This window comes from Rhodococcus sp. NPDC058532 (assembly GCF_042719255.1).
Classification (GTDB): Bacteria; Actinomycetota; Actinomycetes; order Mycobacteriales; family Mycobacteriaceae; genus Rhodococcus_G.
Map to the genome: position 1 here is coordinate 25,227 of NZ_JBHXNU010000007.1, position 20,974 is coordinate 46,200.

The 20,974-nt window shown below is 70.8% G+C and carries 21 protein-coding genes, 1 pseudogene and 1 riboswitch; of the genes and pseudogenes, 15 read left to right on the forward strand and 7 right to left on the reverse strand.

What is annotated here, in order from left to right; translation table 11 throughout:
• The first annotated feature begins 148 nt into the window (after positions 1-148).
• From ACFWQG_RS10550 to ACFWQG_RS10580, 7 genes are all read left to right on the forward strand, one after another.
• Positions 149-289 (forward strand): hypothetical protein, encoded by a 141-nt coding sequence (locus ACFWQG_RS10550; protein ID WP_378507570.1) that lies wholly within the window; start codon positions 149-151, stop codon positions 287-289.
• A gap of 31 nt (positions 290-320) precedes the next feature.
• Positions 321-1,133 (forward strand): class E sortase, encoded by an 813-nt coding sequence (locus ACFWQG_RS10555; RefSeq protein WP_378507571.1) that lies wholly within the window; start codon positions 321-323, stop codon positions 1,131-1,133.
• Positions 1,134-1,286, forward strand: a complete 153-nt coding sequence (locus ACFWQG_RS10560; protein ID WP_378507572.1) for a hypothetical protein — start codon at positions 1,134-1,136, stop codon at positions 1,284-1,286.
• Positions 1,287-1,325: 39 nt separating this feature from the next.
• Positions 1,326-1,543: riboswitch (cobalamin riboswitch) on the forward strand.
• Between the two features lie 123 nt (positions 1,544-1,666).
• The gene (locus tag ACFWQG_RS10565) at positions 1,667-2,704 is read left to right on the forward strand and encodes a FecCD family ABC transporter permease (RefSeq protein WP_378507735.1); all 1,038 of its coding nucleotides are present in this window, start codon (positions 1,667-1,669) and stop codon (positions 2,702-2,704) included.
• Entirely contained in the window at positions 2,704-3,474 is a 771-nt protein-coding gene (locus tag ACFWQG_RS10570) for an ABC transporter ATP-binding protein (RefSeq protein WP_378507573.1), read from the forward strand. The genes ACFWQG_RS10565 and ACFWQG_RS10570 overlap by 1 nt, the downstream gene beginning before the upstream one ends.
• Entirely contained in the window at positions 3,475-4,485 is a 1,011-nt protein-coding gene (locus ACFWQG_RS10575; protein WP_378507574.1) for an ABC transporter substrate-binding protein, read from the forward strand. It begins immediately after the preceding gene.
• A gap of 235 nt (positions 4,486-4,720) precedes the next feature.
• Positions 4,721-6,184 carry a glyceraldehyde-3-phosphate dehydrogenase gene (locus ACFWQG_RS10580; RefSeq protein ID WP_378507575.1) on the forward strand — a complete coding sequence of 488 codons (1,464 nt, stop codon included), beginning with the start codon at positions 4,721-4,723 and terminating at the stop codon, positions 6,182-6,184.
• An 86-nt stretch (positions 6,185-6,270) separates the two neighbouring features.
• On the opposite strand, the gene ACFWQG_RS10585 is transcribed toward ACFWQG_RS10580, so the two are convergent.
• Entirely contained in the window at positions 6,271-7,227 is a 957-nt protein-coding gene (locus ACFWQG_RS10585) for a DUF808 domain-containing protein (RefSeq protein ID WP_378507576.1), read from the reverse strand.
• A 158-nt stretch (positions 7,228-7,385) separates the two neighbouring features.
• On the reverse strand, positions 7,386-8,114 hold the full coding sequence (locus ACFWQG_RS10590) for a hypothetical protein (protein ID WP_378507577.1): 729 nt from the start codon (positions 8,112-8,114) through the stop codon (positions 7,386-7,388).
• 179 nt (positions 8,115-8,293) lie between these two features.
• Here ACFWQG_RS10590 and ACFWQG_RS10595 point away from each other — a divergent pair, with 179 nt between their 5' ends.
• The 6 genes and pseudogenes from ACFWQG_RS10595 (at position 8,294) to ACFWQG_RS10620 (ending at position 14,552) form a co-directional block, all read left to right on the forward strand.
• Positions 8,294-8,905, forward strand: coding sequence for a class I SAM-dependent methyltransferase (locus ACFWQG_RS10595; RefSeq protein WP_378507578.1), 612 nt, complete (start codon positions 8,294-8,296; stop codon positions 8,903-8,905).
• Between the two features lie 107 nt (positions 8,906-9,012).
• The gene (locus tag ACFWQG_RS10600; protein ID WP_378507579.1) at positions 9,013-9,435 is read left to right on the forward strand and encodes a YciI family protein; all 423 of its coding nucleotides are present in this window, start codon (positions 9,013-9,015) and stop codon (positions 9,433-9,435) included.
• Between the two features lie 65 nt (positions 9,436-9,500).
• A pseudogene (locus ACFWQG_RS10605) lies at positions 9,501-9,743 on the forward strand (sigma factor-like helix-turn-helix DNA-binding protein); the annotation flags it as partial.
• Between the two features lie 241 nt (positions 9,744-9,984).
• Positions 9,985-11,697, forward strand: coding sequence for a cutinase family protein (locus ACFWQG_RS10610; RefSeq protein WP_378507580.1), 1,713 nt, complete (start codon positions 9,985-9,987; stop codon positions 11,695-11,697).
• Positions 11,698-11,839: 142 nt separating this feature from the next.
• Positions 11,840-13,351 (forward strand): FUSC family protein, encoded by a 1,512-nt coding sequence (locus ACFWQG_RS10615; protein WP_378507736.1) that lies wholly within the window; start codon positions 11,840-11,842, stop codon positions 13,349-13,351.
• Between the two features lie 73 nt (positions 13,352-13,424).
• Complete coding sequence (locus ACFWQG_RS10620; protein ID WP_378507581.1) at positions 13,425-14,552, forward strand: NDMA-dependent alcohol dehydrogenase; 1,128 nt, start codon at positions 13,425-13,427, stop codon at positions 14,550-14,552.
• 48 nt (positions 14,553-14,600) lie between these two features.
• Here the strand turns inward: ACFWQG_RS10620 and ACFWQG_RS10625 are convergent, their stop codons facing one another.
• The gene (locus ACFWQG_RS10625) at positions 14,601-15,188 is read right to left on the reverse strand and encodes a DUF1707 domain-containing protein (RefSeq protein ID WP_378507582.1); all 588 of its coding nucleotides are present in this window, start codon (positions 15,186-15,188) and stop codon (positions 14,601-14,603) included.
• Between the two features lie 50 nt (positions 15,189-15,238).
• A complete protein-coding gene (locus ACFWQG_RS10630; protein ID WP_378507583.1) occupies positions 15,239-15,859 on the reverse strand; it encodes a TetR/AcrR family transcriptional regulator in 621 nt (206 codons plus the stop codon).
• A 71-nt stretch (positions 15,860-15,930) separates the two neighbouring features.
• On the opposite strand from ACFWQG_RS10630, the gene ACFWQG_RS10635 reads away from it, so the two are divergent.
• Positions 15,931-16,752: an acyl-CoA thioesterase gene (locus ACFWQG_RS10635; RefSeq protein WP_378507584.1), complete on the forward strand. Its 822-nt coding sequence runs from the start codon at positions 15,931-15,933 to the stop codon at positions 16,750-16,752.
• Between the two features lie 65 nt (positions 16,753-16,817).
• Here ACFWQG_RS10635 and mihF read toward each other — a convergent pair whose 3' ends face one another.
• The 3 genes from mihF to ACFWQG_RS10650 all read right to left on the reverse strand — a co-directional run bounded on the left by mihF (position 16,818) and on the right by ACFWQG_RS10650 (position 17,959).
• Complete coding sequence (mihF, locus tag ACFWQG_RS10640) at positions 16,818-17,129, reverse strand: integration host factor, actinobacterial type (RefSeq protein ID WP_378507585.1); 312 nt, start codon at positions 17,127-17,129, stop codon at positions 16,818-16,820.
• 169 nt (positions 17,130-17,298) lie between these two features.
• Positions 17,299-17,463, reverse strand: a complete 165-nt coding sequence (locus tag ACFWQG_RS10645; protein ID WP_378507586.1) for a hypothetical protein — start codon at positions 17,461-17,463, stop codon at positions 17,299-17,301.
• A gap of 79 nt (positions 17,464-17,542) precedes the next feature.
• Complete coding sequence (locus ACFWQG_RS10650) at positions 17,543-17,959, reverse strand: hypothetical protein (protein ID WP_378507587.1); 417 nt, start codon at positions 17,957-17,959, stop codon at positions 17,543-17,545.
• A 330-nt stretch (positions 17,960-18,289) separates the two neighbouring features.
• Here ACFWQG_RS10650 and pepN point away from each other — a divergent pair, with 330 nt between their 5' ends.
• A complete protein-coding gene (pepN, locus tag ACFWQG_RS10655) occupies positions 18,290-20,779 on the forward strand; it encodes an aminopeptidase N (RefSeq protein WP_378507588.1) in 2,490 nt (829 codons plus the stop codon).
• Positions 20,780-20,974: the final 195 nt, after the last annotated feature.

Here is a 20,974-nt window from a genome sequence, read left to right on the forward strand (position 1 = left end):
GGGGGGGGGGGGGGGGGGGGGGGGGGTTTTGGGGGGGAAAGGGGGGGGGGGGGGGGGGGGGCCCCCCCCTTTTCCCCCCCCCCCCCCACCACCGCACCCCCCATGTCGCGGCCGATCGCTCGGCCGCTCATCGAAGGAGATTCCTCTCGTGCTGATCCTCCCGCTCTCGGTCGAATTCGACGTCCACACCACCGGTTCCGCCGTGATCGACGGCCTCGGTCAGCTGTCCGTTCTCCTCTACGATCTTGTCGGTGGCAGCGGAAGCGCCACGATCGACGCGAACAGCTAGCTCGACCCGGCCGCAAAGGAGGGCCCGCCCCATGCGTGATGCCGTCGTTCCGGTGCGGGCCCGGCCCCGGCCGGGCGCAGGCCAGGTCACCGGTGAGCTGCTGCTCACGGCGGGGGTCGTCGTCCTGCTGTTCGTGATCTACGAGGCGTTCTGGACCAACATCGTCTCGGGTCGGTTGCAGGACGAGGTCGACAACGGCCTCGCGCAATCGTGGGCGCAGGGTTCCGGGGCCGCCGGTGACGCGCCGGTGGCCCCGCCGGTCCCGACGCCCGGAGAAGGGTTCGCGCGCCTGCACTTTCCGACGCTCGGCGCCGCGTACGCGGTCGTCGAGGGCACCAGCAACGAGGACCTGAAGGCGGGCCCCGGCCACTACACCGACACGCAACTGCCCGGCGAGCCGGGGAATGTTGCGATCGCCGGGCATCGCAACGGATCCGGTGCGGTGTTCGAACACCTGGACCGACTCGGCGCCTGCGACGCCGTCGTCGTGGAGACCAGAACCGAATGGATGACGTACCGGCTGCTGCCGCTCGCCGCCGCCGCACCCGAGCGGCGTGCTGCGGCCGCGGACTGCCTGCGCCCCGAGCAGATCGACCGGGTCGCGGGCGGCGACTATGCGCACGTGCTTGGTCGACACATCACCGTGCCCGGCGACGTCGCCGTCGTCAATCCGCTGCCCGGAGCCGAGTGGGTCGAGCCGGGCCCCTGGCTGGAGAGCGTGTTGACGCTCACCACCTGCCATCCGCTGTTCTCGAACGCCGAACGGATGATCGTGCACGCCGTTCTCGTCGAGACGACCCCGAAGTTCGCGGGCACCCTGCCCGTGGCATTGCAGGAGCACTAGATGTACGGCTACTTCTGGGGTGTTCTCCCCGGACCCCGACCGGTGAAGGTCCTGCTGGCGACCGTTCTCGCCGCCGCGGTGTTCCTGCTGCTCATGGAGGTCGTGTTTCCGTGGGTGTCCGAGCAGATGCCCTACTCGGACGTCACCGTCTGACGGCCCGCCCTGGCCGGTTCGCGGTGCCGACCCTGAGTGCTACTGTGGCCGCGCGTTGGTTACCGCCCGGCTCGTGCCGGGTGGTTCGTAAGAGGGAATCCGGTGGGAAACCGGAGCTGCCCCGCAGCGGTGTGTGGAAACGACCGCGGCCATCAGCACTGGGTGTGAGCCCGGGAAGCGGCCGCCAGTAGGAGAATTCGGGTTCGCCCGATCCGTGTCCACGAGCCCGAAGACCTGCCAGCGCGGCCATGCCGCCGGCGTGGTCGCCTGTCGACTCCGAGGGAGCGGTCGACGAGGATGCGGGCACCGCTGTGCCCGCACGTCGTTGCGCGCACCGCCCGGTGAGGCTGGCACCTGCATCCAGGTGAAAGTGGTCGATGATGCGCCGACTGCCCGTGGCCCCGTTGGCCATCGGCCTGGTGGCCGCGCTCGCGGTCGTCTCCGTCCTGGCGTTGATGCTCGGCACCGCACCCGTTCCCTGGCGTGATACCACCGGATTCCTGTGGGCCGAACTGACCGGCGGGCCGGTCCTCGCGCCGGACCTCCCGAACTATCGGATCGTGACCGACTCCCGACTGCCGCGAGTGTTGTTGGCCGCGTTGGTCGGTGCCGGATTGAGCGGGGTCGGGCTGATCGTGCAGGCGATGGTGCGCAACGCGCTGGCCGACCCGTACGTGCTGGGCATCTCCTCGGGTGCCTCGGTGGGCGCCACGTCGGTGGTGCTGTTCGGCACCTTCGGCGCGCTCGGCCTGTACGCGCTGTCGACCGCCGCGTTCCTTGGCGCGCTCGGGGCCACGATCCTGGTGTACCTGATGGCCCGGTCGTCGGCGGGGCTGGTTCCGCTGCGCCTGGTCCTCACCGGGACCGCCCTCGGGTACGGGTTTTCCGCTGCCACAACGGTGTTGGTGTTCATGGCACCGCACGGGGACGCGGCGCGGTCGGTGATGTTCTGGCTGCTCGGCAGCCTCGCCGGTGCCACCTGGCAGGCGGTGCCGCTGGCGGCGGCGGTGACCGTGATCGGGTTGGCGGTCATCGCGGCCTGTGCGCGCCGGCTGAACGCGCTGTCGATGGGTGACGAGGTCAGCGCGGCGCTCGGGATCGACGCGAGCCGCTTCCGGCTGTTGCTGTTCGTTGTTGCCGCGGTCATGACCGGATGTTTCGTGTCGATCTGCGGCGCCGTTGGTTTCGTCGGGCTGGTGGTACCGCACGTGGCCAGGCTGCTGGTCGGCGCCGACCATCGCCGGCTGATCGTGGTGACGCCGTTGCTCGGCGCGGTGTTCCTGGTCACCGCGGACCTGCTGGCCCGCACCCTGATTCCGCCGCAGGAACTTCCGCTGGGGGCGATCACCGCCGCGGTCGGGGTCCCGCTGTTCGTGCTGCTGATGCGGCGCCGCGGCGCCCTGGTGGGGGTCGGCTGATGCGGGTCGACTATCGGGACGTCACGGTCGAGATCGGCGGCACCCGGATCCTCGAGGCGGTGACCCTCGCAGCCGAGGAGGGCACCTTCGTCGGCGTCGTCGGGGCGAACGGTAGCGGCAAGTCCACCCTGCTGCGCTGCCTGTATCGGGCGTTGTCGCCCGCGGCGGGCCGGATCCTGGTCGGCGGCACGGACATCGCCGCGATCAGCATGCGCGAGAACGCACGTCAGGTCGCGGCCCTGACCCAGGACAGCCTGATGCAGTTCGACTTCACCGCGGCCGAGGTCGTGGCCACCGGCCGCCTGCCGCATCAGTCGGCGTTGCGCAGAGCCGACCGCCGCGACGTCGGCCTGTGCCGCGACGCGCTGGCGACCGCCGACGCGTCGCACCTCGAGCACCGCAGCTTCCTGTCCCTATCCGGCGGGGAGCGGCAACGCGTCCTGATCGCCCGCGCGCTGGCGCAGCAGCCGCGGGTGCTGGTGCTGGACGAGCCGACCAACCACCTCGACGTCCACCACCAGTACAGCGTCCTGACCGCGGCCCGGAACCTGGGCATCACCGTGATCGCGGCGCTGCACGACCTGAACCTGGCCGCGCAGTACTGCGATCGGCTGTTCGTCCTCAGCGGTGGCCGGCTCGTGTGCACGGGGACACCGGACGAGGTCGTGACGGCCGACGTGCTGCGGCGGTGGTTCGCGATCGGCGGGCACGTCGTCACCCATCCCCGGCTGGGTGTTCCCCAGATCATCTTCGACGAGAAGGAGTACTAGATGAGGTCCCGACCCTGGACGGTCGCGATGGCAGCGGCGAGCGTGTTCGCGTTGACGGCGTGCGGCGCCGACGTGCAGGACGCGGCCGCCGAACCCACCGGAGAGTCGGTGACCGTCACCAACTGCGGCGCACCCCTGACCGTCGACGGCGTCCCGCAGCGGGTGGTCACCAACGACACCGCGATCACCGAGATGATGTTCGCGCTCGGCCTCACCGAACACCTGGCGGGCTACACCAGCTACCCGGGCAAGGAGCGGGACATCGCCACCTCGCCGTGGCGGGCCGACTTCGAGGCGGCCCCGCAGCTCGGGGATGCGTTCACCCGGGAGGTGGTGCAGGCGGCGAACCCCGACTTCGTCTTCGCGGGCTGGAACTACGGGTTCAAGGAGTCGACGGGCCTGACCCCGGACTGGGTGCGCTCGATCGGCGCCGTCCCCTACCAGCTGACCGAGGCCTGCAGGCAGCCCGACACGGACCGCCGCGGGGTGATGGAGCCGCTCGACGCGCTGTACGCGGACCTGGCGAACCTCGGGGACATCTTCGGTGTCCGGGACCGGGCCGACGACCTGGTCGCCGGGTACCGCGAGCAGGTGGCCGCGGCGACGGCGTCGGCGCCGGCCGGGCAGGAGCCGGCCCGGGTGTTCCTGTTCGACAGCGCAACCCCGGAGCCGTTCACCTCCGGCCGGACCGCGGCGCCGTCGCAGATCATCCGCGAGGCGGGCGGCAGCAACATCTTCGACGACCTGAACGACTCGTGGACCACCACCTCGTGGGAGGCGGCGGCGCAACGCGACCCGCAGGCGATCGTGATCGTCGACTACGGGGCCGGGCCGGACGAGTCGGTGGACGCGAAGATCCGGCTGCTGCGTCAGCAGCCGCTGATGGCGGGCACCACCGCGGTGCGCGAGGGCAACATCATCGCGCTGCCGTACGCGGCCCTGGTGGAGGGCCCCCGCAATCCCGACGCGATCGTCACCGTCGCCGAGTTCCTGCGGTCGAAGGGTTACTGACCACGGCGCGGGCCGGCAGGCCGGTGATCGCGGCGCCCCGACCGGGCACCCCCGAGAACGCCCTTTGGGTCGCGTGCAGGTCGTTACCTATGCTGGTAGCGCGTGCACCGTTTTCGCCGGTCGTGGCCCGGTTCGACCGAACCGGATCGCGGCCGGCGAAGTGACGTGCGTCTCATCCAGTTCGGCGTCCAACCCACGGGCACGCCACACAGAGTCAGAAAGACAGAGGATCGCAGTGACCACAGCGGAACTGACCCAGTGGAACTCCGAGGAAGCGCTCGCCGAAGCGATGATCCCGATCATCGGCGGCCTGCACCGCAGGCACTCGGTGACCATTCTGCTTCACAGCCGCTCGCTGGTGAACAAGTCGGTCATCAGCATCCTGCGCACCCACCGCTTCGCCAGGCAGATCCGTGGTGACGAGCTGTCCGTCGAGGAGACGTTCCCGTTCCTCGAGGCGCTGACCGAGCTCGACCTGCGCCCGTCGAAGATCGACCTCGGCCTGCTGGTGTCGGCCTACCGCGCCACCGGCAACGGCGGCTCGATCCCCGAGTTCGTCGCGCAGAGCCTCGCCGACCTGGTCGGCGGCGCCCAGACGAGCCCCGCGCAGCCGCAGGACGTGGTGCTCTACGGCTTCGGGCGCATCGGCCGTCTCGTCGCCCGCCTGCTCATCGAGAAGGCGGGCTCCGGCAACGGCCTCAACCTGCGCGCCGTCGTGGTCCGCAAGGGCGGCGAGGACGACCTGGTCAAGCGCGCCTCGCTGCTGCGCCGCGACTCCGTGCACGGGCAGTTCAACGGCACGATCAAGGTCGACGCCGAGAACAGCGCACTGATCGCCAACGGCAACGTCATCAAGTTCATTTACAGCAACGACCCGACCGCCGTCGACTACACCGAGTACGGCATCGAGAACGCGATCCTGATCGACAACACCGGCATCTGGCGGGACCGCGACGGCCTGTCGAAGCACCTGCGCCCCGGCATCGCGAAGGTGGTGCTCACCGCGCCCGGCAAGGGCGATGTCCCGAACATCGTGCACGGCGTCAACCACCGCGGCGTCAGCCTGGACGAGACGATCGTGTCCTGCGCGTCCTGCACCACCAACGCGATCGTGCCGCCGCTGAAGACGATGGACGACGCGTTCGGGGTGTCCCGCGGTCACGTCGAGACGGTGCACTCGTTCACCAACGACCAGAACCTGCTGGACAACTACCACAAGGCCGACCGCCGCGGCCGTTCGGCGCCGACCAACCTGGTGCTCACCGAGACCGGTGCCGCCTCGGCCGTCGCGAAGGCGCTGCCGGACCTGAAGGCCAAGATCACCGGCAACTCGATCCGCGTCCCCACGCCGGACGTGTCCATCGCGATCCTGCACCTGCAGCTGAACCGCGAGACCACCAAGGAGGAGGTGCTCGAGCGGCTGCGGCAGGAGTCGCTGACCGGCGCGCTGAGCCGCAACCTCGACTACACCGCCGCCACCGACGCCGTCTCCAGCGACTTCATCGGCTCCCGCGCGGCGTCGATCGTCGACGCGAACGCGACGATCGTCGAGGGCGACACCGCGATCCTCTACGTCTGGTACGACAACGAGTTCGGCTACTCCTGCCAGGTCGTGCGCACCGTGCAGTACCTGTCCGGTGTCGAGTACCCGATCTACCCCGAGGTCGACGCCGCCGCGCTGGCGCCCACCGCGGGCTGACACCGCACCGCAGCACCGGAACGCACGCCGCCCGTCGGGGCGGCGTGCGTTTTCCGTTGCGGCCGGCGCCGTGGGGTTCGGGTGACCTAGTGCGCGGCGGCGTCCTTGTTCCGCTTCGGAATCAGGTGCATCACCAGGACGAGGATCGCGCCGACGACCAGTCCGACGACGGCGGAGGTCACGGTGCCCGCGGTCCAGGACAGCACCCCGCCGAACCCGCCGTGCACGAGCCCGCCGAACCAGTGCTCGACGTCGTGGAGGCGGTCGGCGGGCCAGTGGAACCCGGCCTCGCCGACGTTGACGAGCAGGATGTGGCCGCCGACCCACAGCATCGCGGCGATTCCGACGACGGTGAGCACCGACATCACCTTCGGCATTGCGGCGACGAGGCCGCGGCCGACCCGCTGACTGAACGCGGACCTGCGCTGCGCGAGCGCGAGGCCCACGTCGTCCATCTTCACGATCACCGCGACCACGCCGTACACCAGCGCGGTGATGAGGAACGCGACGACGATCAGCACCATCAGTCGGGTGACGAACGGTTCGTCCTCCACCGACGACAGCGAGATCACCATGATCTCGGCGGACAGGATCAGGTCGGTGCGGATCGCGCCGCTGACCATCGTCTTCTCGTGCTCGGGCCCGGCGAGGGCGGCGGGGGCATCGGTTTCCTCGCCGTGGTGGCCGCCGGTGAGCGCCTCGTAGACCTTCTCGGCGCCCTCGTAGCAGAGGAACCCGCCACCGGCGATCAGCAGATAGGGCAGCGCCTGCGGCAGGAACTGGCTCAGGATCATCGCCACCGGGAGGATGATCAGCAGCTTGTTGCGGATCGACCCGATCGCGATCTTGCGGATGATCGGCAGCTCCCGCTTCGGGGAGAAGCCGTGCACGTAGCGGGGCGTCACCGCGGTGTCGTCGACGACCACGCCCGCCGCCTTGATGCTGGCCTTGCCCGCCGCCGCCCCGATGTCGTCGATGGACGCCGCCGCCACCTTCGCGATCGCCGCGACGTCGTCCAGCAGGGCGACGAGACCACCAGCCACGGGAACCTCCAAGTCGAATGGGCCGATCCGGTCGACGCCGGTACCGAACCCGACGCCATCGATATCCAACCACCGAACGGGCGGTTGCCGGGACCCGCTCCCGCGCGACGCCCCGGCAACCGCCAGTTCACGGGACGCCGCCGACCGCGGGCGGACGGTCAGAGCGCGTCGTCGGAGATCCCGCTCGTGTACGTGTCGACGTCGCCGACCGCGCCGGGGATGTCGGCGCCGGTGGCGTACGCGTCCTGGTCGCCGTCGTTGTCGCTGTCGACGGTGTAGAGGTCGAAGTCGCCGTCCCCGTCGGTGTCGATCATCGTCGCGTCGGTGACCGCGTCGGCGTCGCTGTCCAGGATGACGGTGTCGACCTGACCGTCGCGGTCGGTGTCCATCAGGATGGTGTCCGGCAGCCCGTCACCGTCGGTGTCGAGGCGGGTCTCGGTGACCACGCCGTCCTCGTAGGAGTCCTGGCGCACCGGCTGCCCGGTGTTGTCGTCGAGGTAGGTGGCGAGGTCGATGACGCCGTCGCCGTCCAGGTCCTGCCGCACCGGGCCCGCGTCGGCCTGGGCCGGGGCCGGGGCGGCGGAGCCCGTGCCGGCCGCCGAGGAGGAGGCGGTCTCGGTGGTGTCGGTGGCGGTGGTGGCCCCGGTCGCGGAGGTGGCCGAGGCAGAGGAGGCGGCGGAGGTCGAGGTGTCGGCGGGTGCCGTGTCGAGGTTGACCTCGGCGTTGACGCTGTTCGCGGACAGGATCTCCTCCTGCTCGGCCTCCGCCCGCGCCTCCATCGCGTCGAGCTTCTCGTTCACCGTCATCGTGGGGTCGTCGGCGATGGCGGCCATGTCGCTCTCGTACTCGGCGACGTCGGCGTCGGTGTATGCGTCGTTGCTGCTCATCGTGTCGTCCTTTGCGTCGGCTGGCGTGTCGGTTCCGCTTACGGACATTCGATGCACCGGCGGGGCGGAAAGGTTCCCGGTGGCTCGAGGTTTTTTCGCGGCGCGCGGCGGCGGCACCTTTCGGCGCCGATGGCGCATGCTGGAGAGGACCGCATTCTCCGAGCGCACGAGGGGTCGACATGGGGTTCTACGCGAATCAGGTCGTGCCGCGGCTGGTCGACGTGAGCTGTGGGATGTCGCTGACCGGACCCGCACGGGAACGGGTGTGCGCCGGGCTGCGGGGCCGGGTCATCGAGATCGGGTTCGGGTCCGGGCTCAACGTCCGCTACTACCCGGACGCCGTCGACTCCGTCAGCGCGGTCGAACCCGCCGACGTGGGCTGGAAGCTGGCGGCGCCGCGGCGCGCGGCGTCGCGGGTTCCGATCGAGCGGTCCGGCCTGGACGGGCAGGCGTTGCCGTTCCCCGACGACGTGTTCGACACCGCGCTGTCCACGTGGACGATGTGCACGATCCCGGACGCGGTCGCCGCGCTGCGCGAGCTGCGGCGGGTCCTCGCCCCCGGAGGGACGCTGCACTTCGTCGAGCACGGCCTCGCACCGGACGAGAAGGTGCGGCGCTGGCAGCGTCGATTCGAGCCGATCCAGAAGACCGTCGCCGGCGGCTGCCACCTCACCCGCGACATCCCCGCCCTGGTGCGGGCGGCGGGGTTCGAGATTCGGGACCTCGACTCCTTCTATCAGGAGGGCGCCCCGAAGATCATGGGGGCGCTGTCGCTCGGCGTTGCCAGGTAGCCGTCCTGCCCGAAGAATTTCTCGGGGCGGTGTCGATCCGCGGCCTTCTCGTTCGACGTCCCGGATGAGAGGGTCGATGCGCGACCCGACGACGAAGGAGCCCGACAATGCGGTACATGCTGATTATGCGCGCGACCGACGAGGCGATCGCGGCATCGAAGGACATCCCGTTCGAGCAGATCATCGAGGACATGGGCCGGTACAACGAGTCCATGATGAAGGCGGGTGTGCTGCTCGGCGGGGAGGGCCTGACCGAGGCGGAGGAGGGCTGCGTCGTCGATTTCAGCTCCGATCCGCCGCTGGTCACCGACGGCCCGTACGGCGAGACGAAGGAACTGTTCAACGGCTACTGGATCCTGGACGTCGCGTCCAGGGAGGAGGCTGTCGAGTGGGCGCGGCGCGCGCCGCTCGGCGCCGGCTCGAAACTGGAGATCCGCCGGGTGCACGGACCCGAGGACTTCCCGCAGGACAACGAGTGGGTGCAGAAGGAAGAGGGCTGGCGCGAGGAACTGGAGACCCGCAACGGCTGACCCGTGCCCGACCCCGCCGCGCGGCGCCGCCCGGACCCCGCCGAGTCCGCGCGACGGATCCGGTCGACGTGCCGTGGGACCCCGACCGGATCGATGACGACGTGCTGCGGCTGGTGTTCGTCTCGTGCCATCCGGTGCTGTCCAGGGAGGCGCGAGTGGCGTTGACCCTCAAGGTGGTCGGCGGCCTGTCCAGCGACGAGATCGCGCGTGCGTTCCTGGTCCCGACGTCGACGGTGCAGCAGCGGATCGTCCGCGCCAAGAAGACCCTTGCCGCGGCCCTTGGCCGGCTGGACCGGCCCGCGGAGGCACGCGCCGAGTTCGAGTCGGCGGCCCGGCTCACCGGCAACGAGCGGGAACGAAAACTGTTGCTGAACCGGGCCGCACACCTGACCGACGAACCGTGACGGGCGCCGTCCTGCCGCGCGCGCCACCGTCCGCTGTGTAACGCTTGCCGTCGACGCGGCGACACCCCTGACATGACGTGACGTGAGCGCACGGCACCGGGATGGTCTGCGCGTCGTCCGAGAGCGACGGATTGAGGAGCGGGACATGACTCTTCGCGGCTACTTCGCGCGGCATCGCCTCATCTCGATGGTGGCGGCACCGGCCGCCCTCGGTGTCGCGGTCGCCGCGACGGCCTGGGTGGCGTACGCACCGCCCGCCACGATCGACACCGAACTGACGGCGTCCACCACGGAATGCCACGACATGGTGACCGTGTCCATCGCTGGCCGCAACGACACCCCGCCGGACACCGTTCCCCGCCTCGTCGACGAGAACGGAAAGCCGTTGCCCGCGGCGCTGTCCGACGACTACAGCAGCCACTGGGTCGACCCGGTCGCCAACGCGCCCGGTGTCGTCAACACGCTCAAGCCGGGCTCCTACGCCAACCTCTACATCGCGTACCCCGCGAACATGGACAGCTACGAGCAGGCCGTCACCACCGGCGTCGACAACACCCAGCAGGTGATGCGGAAGATCCGCGAGGCCTGCCCGAACACCCGCTTCTCCGTCGTCGGCTACAGCGAGGGCGCCGACGTCGCCCGGCGGGTCGCGCAGAACATCGGCCACCAGGACGGCACCGACGGGTACGCGATCGTCGACCCCGCGAACGTGGTCGGGGTGGTGATCCTCGCCGACGCGGGCCGCGCGCTCGGGCAGGGACCGTTCCCCGGCGCGAAGAACCCCTTCCGCAATCCCGACGGCTTCGACACGCCCTACCAGACCGGGGAGAACACGGCGGGCGGCGCCGGTGCGGTCACCGGCATCGGGGGCGACGACTTCGGCGCCCTCGGCGGCAAGATCGCCGCGTTCTGCTCCGACGGCGACCTCACCTGCGCGGTGCCGGAGAACATCTCGCTGCTGCAACTGGTGGTGAACGTCGGCAGGCAGATGAACATCGACTCCCTGGAGAAGGACGGCCTGACCGCGGACAACGGCATCGGCGTCGCGATGGTGCTCGGCCGCATCGCCTCCGACGCGTTCGCGGTGATCCAGTCCACGCCCGGCTGGATGCAGTCCGACCAGACCTTCATGGACGTGCTGCTGGAGGTGTCGGATCCGGCGTACGACCCGACCGCGGTCGGCACCGCCGCGTTGCCGGTCACCCCGGTCGCCGACTCCATTGAGACCGAGAGCATGTCGCCGCTGGCGTACCTGCCGAGAAAGTTCTTCAACGAGGTCGTGAACCTGATCGTCACCAACCAGAACACGATCCCGGTGGTGCTCAGCGACCCGTATCAGCTGACCCTCGGCCCCGACACCGGCCACCACTTCGACTACTGGCGGGACACCGCCGACGGCAAGCCGCTTTCGTCCGCCGAGTACGCGGCCCAATGGCTCACCCGGCTCGCGGAGGACGCGCGGGACGGCATCCCGCTGCCCACCACGACGACGGTGGCCCCGACCACCACGACCTCCACCACGTCGACGACCGGCACCTCGACAACCACAACGACGGCCGACCCGACCACACGGCCGGGCACCGAGCCGCCCGTCGACCCGGGTACCGAGCCGCCCGTCGACCCGGACGCGAACGCGGACGCGGACGCGCGGATGCTCGCCGAGCCGGGCGCCGCCGCGCCGGCACCGGCACCCGCACCCGTCGACACCCGATCCCCGGCGGTGACGACGGACGTCGCCGAGCCGACCACCCCGGTGCAGGACCCGCCGTCGTCCACGGTGGCGCCGACCACCACCGCGGCCCCGACCAGCACCGCCGCGCCGAGCAGTTCGGCGGGGAGCGCCCCCGGCGCCGCGTGAGCTGCGCCTCACCGGCCGTCGCGGATTCGGGGATCGGCCCGCATCTTTCCTAACCTGAACGGTTGTGACGGGCAGCGGGGGACATCAGCGGACGGCGGTCGTCGACCTGCCGCTCCCCACCCCGGCCTCCCCGTGGTCGGCGATGGTGTCGGTGCCGCGGCGGGGCCGCCGCTGGCCGGGCGTGGTGCGCGGCGGGGTCGCGGTCGCGCTCCCCGGACTGGTCGGCGTCGCGGCCGGTGCGGGCGCGGTGTCCGCGATCGCCACCCTCGGCGCGTTCGCCGTCGTCTACGGCGAGACCCGGCCGTACCGGGTGCGGTGGCGGGTTGTCGGGCTGATCGGCGTGGTCCTCGTTGCCCTCGCCGGGATCGGTGCGGCCGTCGGGTCGGTGGTGTCCGCCGCTGACGGTTCCGCGTTGTCGCCGATGCTGATCGTGCTCGTGATGACGGCGGTGGTGGCCTGCTGCGCGTTCGTCGTCGATGCGCTGCGGCTCGGCGCACCCGGCGCGTTCCTGATGGTGCTGACGCTGGAGATCGCGTCGGTGCTGCCCGCGGCGGGGGTCACCGTCGCCGCCGTCGTTGCCTGGACGGCGATCGGTGCGGGCACCGCGCTGGTGATTGCGATGGCCGGCGCCCCGGTGCGCCCGCGGACCCCCGAGCGGGCTGCGGTCGCCGCCGCGGTCGCCGCCGTCGACGCGGTGCTCCGGGACAACTCGCCCACCCATCGGCGGGCGGTGGTGCACGACCTGCACGTGGCGTGGCAGTGCCTGCACGACGCCGGGCTGGTGACGCCGGGGCATCCGCTGACCGAGGCGCTGCGGGGCGCGCACCTGCGGTGCGCGGCGGTCCTGCACGGCGTCGACCACGACGAGGCCGCGCCGGAGGACGACCTGCAGCCGCAGATCCCGCTGCGCAGGCCGTCGATCCGGTACCGGCTGGCGCGGGCCGCGCATCCCCGCGGCCGGTCGATGACGATCGTGGTCCGGTTGCTCGTCGCGTGCCCAACCGCCGGCGCGATCGCCGTGGTGGCCGGGGTCGGGCGACCGGACTGGGCGGTGATCACGGCCGCGATGATCCTGCACCAGGGCCCGGACCGGATCCTCGGCACGTACCGGGCCGCGCACCGGTTCCTCGGCACCCTGATCGGCCTCGCGGTGCTCGCCGGCCTGGCACTGTTCGACCTGCACGGCGCCGCCCTGGTCGTCGCCCTCGCGCTGTCGATGGCCGGGATCGAGGCGTACCTGGTGCGCAACTACGGGCTCGCGATGGTGTTCATCACCCCGCTCGCGATGATCCTCGGCGGGCTCGGCGCGCCGGGCGACCTGGTCGCGGTGTCCCGGGACCGCTTCCTCGAGACCGTGATCGGCGTCGTCGCCGCGGTCGCGGTGCTGTGGTGCGTGCTGCCCCGCGCGCACCGCCGGATCCTGTCCGACGCGGACCTGCAGGTGGCGGACACCATCGCCCGGATCACCCACACCGGCGACGCAGACAGACTGGCGGAACTGCGGCGGGACCTCGAGTTCGACCTGCACGCCTCGACGTCCGCGGCGATCACCGCCGCGCACTCCGACCCGGCGTGGACGCGCGAGCGCTGGCCCGAGCACCGCCGCCTGCACGAGTTCGGCTACCGGATCCTCACCGCGCCACCACCGCAATGACCGGACACCTGTCCACCCGCATGTCTAGGCTGATGCCTGAACCATGTCGCCGGACGAGAGTAGGTGTGTGCAGGTGAAGACCAAGGGCGCGCTGATCTGGGAGTTCAACCAGCCGTGGTCGATCGAGGAGATCGAGATCGGTGACCCGCACCGGGGTGAGGTCAAGGTGCAGATGGAGGCGTCGGGGATGTGCCACTCCGACCACCATCTGGTCACCGGGGGCATTCCGATGGGAGGCTTCCCGGTGCTGGGCGGCCACGAGGGTGCGGGCATCGTGACCGAGGTCGGGGAGGGCGTCGAGGACATCGCGCCCGGCGACCACGTCGTGCTGTCGTTCATCCCGTCGTGCGGCAAGTGCCCGTCCTGCCAGGCCGGGCTGCGCAACCTCTGCGACCTGGGGGCGTACCTGCTCGGCGGCGCCTCGGTCAGTGACGGCTCGTTCCGCGTCACGGCCAAGGGGCAGAACGTCTTTCCGATGACGCTGCTCGGCACCTTCTCGCCGTACCTGGTGGTGCACCAGAGTTCGGTGGTGAAGATCGACCCGTCGATCCCGTTCGAGGTGGCCTGCCTCGTCGGGTGCGGCGTCACCACCGGATACGGGTCGGCGACCCACACCGCGCAGGTCAGGCCGGGGGAGGACGTCACGATCGTCGGGATCGGCGGCGTCGGGATCTCGGCACTGCAGGGCGCGGTGAACTCCGGCGCCCGCTACGTGTTCGCGATCGACCCCGTCGAGTGGAAGCGGGAGCAGGCGTTGAAGTTCGGTGCCACGCATGCCTTCCCGTCCGTCGACGAGGCGGCCGGTGCGATCGCGGAGATCACCGCGGGCGGCATGTCGAAGAAGACGATCGTCACCGTCGGCGAGGTGCACGGCGAGGACGTCGACCTGTGGATGGGCATCACCGCGAAGGCGGGCACCGTGGTGCTGACCGCGATGGGCAGCCTCGTCGACAACCAGGTCACGCTGAACCTGTCGATGCTGACGCTGCTGCAGAAGAACCTGCAGGGCACCGTCTTCGGCGGCGCCAACCCGCACTACGACATCCCGCACCTGCTGTCGATGTACAAGGCGGGCAAGCTCAACCTCGACGACATGGTCACCCGGCAGTACCGGCTCGAGCAGATCAACGACGGCTACCGGGACATGCTGGAGGGACGCAACATTCGCGGGATCATCCGCTACACCGACGCGGATCGCTGACCGGGTCGGGTGCCGCCGCGCCGGTGGGCGGCACCCGGGCGGGGCGGATCACCCGTTCCTGCCGTCCCCGTCCTCCAGTTCGCGGATGCGCCGGGCGGCCTGCTCGAGTCGCTTCCTGCGCGCCTTGGCGTCGGACTCCTTCAGCTTCTCGTACACCTCCTCGTCGTCGTCGCTGTAGTTCAGGATCATCCGCGGCACGCTCAGGGTGACGATCAGGGACGGCCACACCAGCCAGGCGTAGTCCCAGTCGACGACGATCTGCAGGACCAGGAACGTGACCAGGGTGATGCCGATGATGACCCAGTCGAGCGATTCGACGATGCCGCCGCGGGAGCGCAGCGAGGTGAGTTCGGCCTCGGCCGCCGCCGCGGGACTGCTGTCGCGGATCGCGGGGGCGTCGTCGAACGGCACCTTCCGCACCCGGCCGTCGACGGCGGCCAGCGGCATCCCGCCCGGAAGCCCCTGGAATGCTCCGCCGAGCGCGCCGACGGTCCGCGCCTCGGCGATCACCCCCGAGCGCTCGTAGAACTCGGCGCTGTCCAGCCGGCCGTCGGCGTAGTGCCTGCTAATGGCGTCGAGCGCGTGCATCCGTTCGTCGTCGCTGAGCAGCAGGTCGGGGTCGGGCTCGGTGGGCATGGCGGCGGCGCTTTCTTGAGGAGGCTTCCGGACCGGTGTCGCTGCCGAGTCTAGGGGTGCGGGTCCGCCCCGCCGGGCAGGTGCGGCGGGCGCGGAGACAGCGCCGCCCGGCAGGCGTGCTCGAGTTCGACGACGACCGCGTCCAGCGGTCCCGACCCGCCCTGCGCCTGCGCCACGATCACTGCGCCCTCGAGGGAGCTGATGATCAGCACCGCGAGCGAGCGGGCCCGGCCGGGGGCGACGCCCTCGGCGACCAGCTTCCCGGTGATCGCCGCGCACCAGGTGTCGAAGGCGACCCCGGCGATCTCCCTGGCCCCCGGTTCGGTGCCCAACGCCGCCGCCGCGATCGGGCACCCCGACACGTAGTCGCTGGTCTGCAGGCGGCGCCCCCAGATGTCGACCAGGGTGCGGATCGTCCCGACGGTGTCGTTGGCGGCCAGGATCCGGCCGATGCTGGCGTCGAGCTGCTCGGCGGCGGACCGGGTCGCGTCCTCGATCAGTTGCGCCTTGCCGCGCGGGAAGTGGTGATAGATCGAGCCGCGGGGGGCGCCGCTGCGGGCGAGAACATCGGCGAACGAGGTTGCCGCGACGCCCCGTTCGCGCATCAGGGCCACCGCGCTGCCGATCATCGCCGCCCGGGGTCCGGCTGTCGGGTCCTGTCGCCTCGGCACTGCTCGCCCTTCCACTCGAATCACTTCTATGTAGAGTGTCATACATAGTTGCCGATCGCCAGGAGATTGACGTGACCCGGACCGCCACCCCGACCCATCAGCTGGACGCCGCACTCGACCTCATCGCCGAGGCCGACGGCAGGTTCACCGGGCGCACCACCGCCGAGTACGCCAACATGGTCGGCCCGTTCGGCGGCGTCACCGCGGCCACCCTGCTCGCCGCGGTGCTGCGGCACCCGGAACGGCTCGGTGATCCCGTCTCGCTGACCGTCAACTTCGCCGGGCCCGTTGCGGACGGGGAGTTCTCGATCGACGCGCGCCCGAGCCGGACGAACAGGTCGACCCAGCACTGGTCGATCGAGATGACCCAGGGCGGCGACGTCGTCACCACCGCGACGGCGGTGTTCGCGGTCCGCCGCGACACCTGGTCCGCCACCGAGATCGAGCCGCCCGCCGTGCCGCCCGCCGCCGAGGTCGAACCCTCCACCGCCGCATCCGCGTTCACCCGCTGGGTCGGCAACTACGAGATGCGGTTCGTCGAGGGCGGACTCGACTCGTTCGGCACCGAACGGGCGCAATCGACGTCGACGCTGTGGATCCGCGACGAGCCCGCGCGCCCGCTGGACTTCCCCGCGCTCACCGCGCTGTGCGATTCGTTCTTCCCTCGCGTGTTCCTTCGCCTCGGCCAGCCGTGCCCGATCGGCACCGTCTCGCTGACCGTGTACTTCCACGCCGACCAGGCCACCCTCGCCGCGCACGGTACGGACTCGGTGCTCGCCACCGCCCGTGCCCAGCGCTTCGGCAAGGGCTACTTCGACCAGTCGGGCGCCCTGTGGGGGTCGGCTGGCGCGCTGCTGGCCACCACCCACCAGGTGGTGTACTACAAGGCCTGACCCCGGCCCCGAACACGCCGATGCCCGGCGTCCCGTCGGGGACGCCGGGCATCCGGCATAACGTGTCAGGCCAGCTTGGCCAGCAGATCGGCGCGCTGGCGCGCACCGAGGCCCGCGACGCGGCGGGTCTCGGCGATGCCGACGGACTCCGCGATGTCGCGGGCCTTCACCTTGCCGACCTTCGGCAGGGATTCGAGCAGGTACAGCACCTTCGTCTTGCCGACGAGTTCGTCGGACTCGGCCTTGTCGAGCACCTCGACGAGGGTGACCTTGCCGGACTTGAGGTCCTCCCTCAGTTCGGCCCGTGCCTTCCGGGACGCTGCCGCCTTTTCGAGGGCGGCGGCGCGCTGTTCGGGGGTCAGGGTGGGCAATGCCATGAGATGTGCCTTTCTCGCGGTTCCCGGGGGAGAAACCCAGGCTAGAGCGGCGACGACCGTGAATCACGGTACCGCGCTCCCCGCGTGTCGTCACCGGGTCGCCGCGCGCCCGCCCCGCGTCACCGGGGTCTCTAGCTGCGCGAACGCCGCCGTCCCTGGCGATCGCCGATCAGCGGCCGAACAGGGACCGCAGGAAGCCGCCGCTCGACGCGGTGGGGTGCTCGCAGGTGCAGCGCCGGTCGGTGGGGACGTGGCGCATCACCTCGTCCACGTGGTTGCCGCAGCCCTTCCAGGTCGTCTTGCCGCAGGTCGTGCAGGGGGTGGGTTGGCACATGATGGGTCCTCTCGGTCGGCACTTCCGGCTCCCAATATACCCATAGGGGTATACCGCGCCCCGGTGTCCGCATGATGAGTCAGGAACGAGGCGAACTGGGCGCGATCCATCGGACGCCGGGCCCGCGCTTGGGACCATTCGGATCCTTGACCGCGCGTCCCGACTGGCGCAGAGAGGTCAACAGGCCGGTGACCTCCCGGCCGTCGGCGCCGGTGGCGACGACGTCACGATTGGTAACCACCTCCCCTGCGCGCAGGCGCTCCTCGATCCATTCCTGGACCGACACGGCGGCAACGTCCGTCGCCAGCGCTCCACCAAGCGCCCTCCGCGCCGCCGAGGTCAGTACCCATTCGTCACCACGTTCGGTGAGGGTCTGTACGACACCGACCTCGTTGAGCCACTCCATGATCTGTGTTGCTTCGGCGGTGCCGGTTTGTGTCTGGGCGCAGACCTGCCGGAGCGTCATCAGTGGTGCACGCGAGAGGTACCGAAGCACGATGAGAGTGTTGACGGCGTCAATAGTCTCGGATCCGAACCGGCCTCGCAGGACAGCCAGGCCCGCTACGAAGGCGGTGTCGGGATCGCATCCAGGGCCACGCGGACGGCGCGGGGGCAGGTGTTGTCCTGCGGCACAGGCTACCGACAAACCCGAGAGTTGTTGGAAAGCTATTGCAACAACTCTCCAACAACTAGGTCCTTCGCAGGGCATGCCGCGCCCCGCTCGGGCGGGGGACAGGGGACGGAAACCGCAGGTCGGCGAGCGGGGAACGGGTAGTTCCCGAGTTGTGGAGGGTTCTTCATTACTCGGCCTGGCAGGATCGATCGGGTGAGCACCGCGAACCTGACCCGTGCCGAGACCGCAGCCCGTGCCGCCGCGATCACCGTCCGTTCCTACCGGGTCGAGCTGGACCTGACGTCCGCGCCCGACGCCGGCGTCCCCGGCTTCCCGACCGTCACCACCGTGGAGTTCGATGCCGCCGCCGACGCGACCTGGCTCGACTTTCTCGGCGGCTCGGTGCAGGCGGTCACCGTCAACGGCGTGTCGGCCGACGTCGACTACGACGGCGCCCGCATCGCGCTGCGCGGGTTGGCCGCATCCAACACCGTCGAGGTCCGCGGGACCGCCGTCTACAGCCGGTCGGGGGAGGGGCTGCACCGGTTTGTCGACCCCGTCGACGGGCAGACGTACCTGTACAGCCAGTACGAGCCCGCCGACGCCCGCCGCGTCTTCGCCTGCTTCGAGCAGCCGAACATGAAGGCGCCGTTCACCTTCGCGGTGACCGCGCCGCTCGGCTGGGAGGTGATCTCCAACCGTCCGGCGGAAACCAGGGAGGAGACCGGCGACCGCCAGCGCGTGGAATTCTCTCCGACGCTGCCGATCTCGACGTACCTCACCGCGATTGTCGCCGGGCCGTACCACCGCGTCGACTCGTCGTGGACCTCCGGCGATCTCACGGTCCCGCTGGGTGTGCTGTGCCGCGCGTCGCTGGCACAGCACCTCGACGCCGACACCATCCTCGAGGTGACCGGGCAGGGCCTCGACTTCTTCCATGAGCAGTTCGAATTCCCTTACCCGTGGGGCAAATACGACCAGGTCTTTGTTCCCGAGTACAACCTCGGTGCGATGGAGAACCCGGGGTGCGTCACGTTCACCGAGGCCTACGTCTTCCGCGGTGCTGCCACCGCCGCCCAGTACGAGGCCCGCGCGAACACGATCCTCCACGAGATGGCGCACATGTGGTTCGGCGATCTCGTCACGATGCAGTGGTGGGACGACCTGTGGCTCAAGGAATCCTTCGCCGACTACATGGGTGCGCTCGCGAGCGCGGAGGGCACCGAGTGGACCGACGCCTGGGTGGCGTTCGCGAACCGCCGCAAGGCGTGGGCGTACTCGCAGGACCAGCTGCCGACCACGCACCCGATCGTCGCGGACATCGTCGACCTGGAGGCCGCGAAGCTGAACTTCGACGGCATCACCTACGCGAAGGGCGCGAGCGTGCTCAAGCAGCTCGTCGCCCACGTCGGACGGGACGCCTTCTTCGCCGCGTCCCGCCGCTACTTCCGCGACCACGCCTACGGCAACACCACCCTCGCCGACCTGCTGGAAGCGCTGTCGGCCGAGTCCGGGCGCGACCTGCAGGCGTGGGCGGACGCATGGTTGCGGACCAGTGGCGTCTCCACCATCACCCTGGAGCGGCGTCGCAAGCGCTACGAGATCGTGCAGACCGATCCGCGGCCGCACACCCTCGGTGTCGGCCTGTACGACTTCGACGAGTCCGGCGCGCTGGTGCGCACCGAACTCCTGGCCGTCGACCTCGCGGGCCCGCGCACCCCGATCGACCTCACCGAGACGCCGCTGGTGTTGCTCAACGACGGCGACCAGACCTACGCGAAGGTCCGGCTCGGTGGGTTCTCGGTCCGCACCGTCGAGGCGTCGCTGAACCGGATCGTTGATCCGCTGGCCCGCGGGCTGGTGTGGTCCGCGCTGTGGAACGCCACTCGCGACGGGGAGCTCGACCCGCACCGCTACCTCGCGACCGCGCGCCGCTTCGCTCCCACCGAACCGAACATGGCGTTGCTGACCGCGACGACGGCCAACGCGGCGTTCGCGATCGGTCACTATGTTCCCGACGGGGACCGTGCCGCCGCGCGCCGCGAATGGCTCGACACCTGTTGGGCCGCACTGCACTCCGCGGCCGCCGAGTCGGACTCGCTGCTGGTGCTGGCGCGGGCGACGGCCGCAGCAGCGGTGACCGACGACACGTATGCCGGGGAGATCCGCGCGATGCTCGACGGCACCGCCCCGGCGCCCGACGGGCTCGCCCTCGATCCCGACCTGCGCTGGTCGCTGTGGACCGCGCTCGCCGCGACCGGGCACGCCGATGCGGCGGACCTCGACTCCGAACTCGCCTGCGACGACACCGCATCCGGGCGCACCGCCCACCGGCGCGCGCTGGCCGCCCGACCGGACGCCGCCGTCAAGGCGGCCGCCGTGACGGCCGCGCTGACCGACACCACGCTGACCAACGACCACCTGGACGCGACCATCGCCGGCTTCCGGGCGGGGGAGCGGCGGGACCTGATCGCGGACCACGACGACCGCTACTTCGCCGTGCTCGCCGACGTCTGGGCGGAGCGGAGCATCGAGATCGCCCGACGCATCGTCGTCGGGCTCTTCCCTGCCGCCGACACCCTCGACGCGGTGGACGGCTGGCTCGACGCCAACGCCGCCGCGCCAGCCGCGCTGCGCCGACTCGTCGTCGAGCAGCGCGATCACCTCGCGCGGGACCTGCGGGTGCGGGCGCGGTCCTGGTGACCTGGAGCGGCTGGTGATGCGGAGTGCAGCGAGGGGAGTGCGGATGCCGGAGACCGTGCGGCGGGTCGACGCCGCGGAGCGGGGGGGCCGGGTGGGCCGCCCCCCCCCCCCCCCCCCCAAGGGGGGGGGGGAGCCCGGGGACGAAAAAGGCCCCCACCCGGTTTGTCTTTCCCCCCCCCACCCCACCCCCCCCCC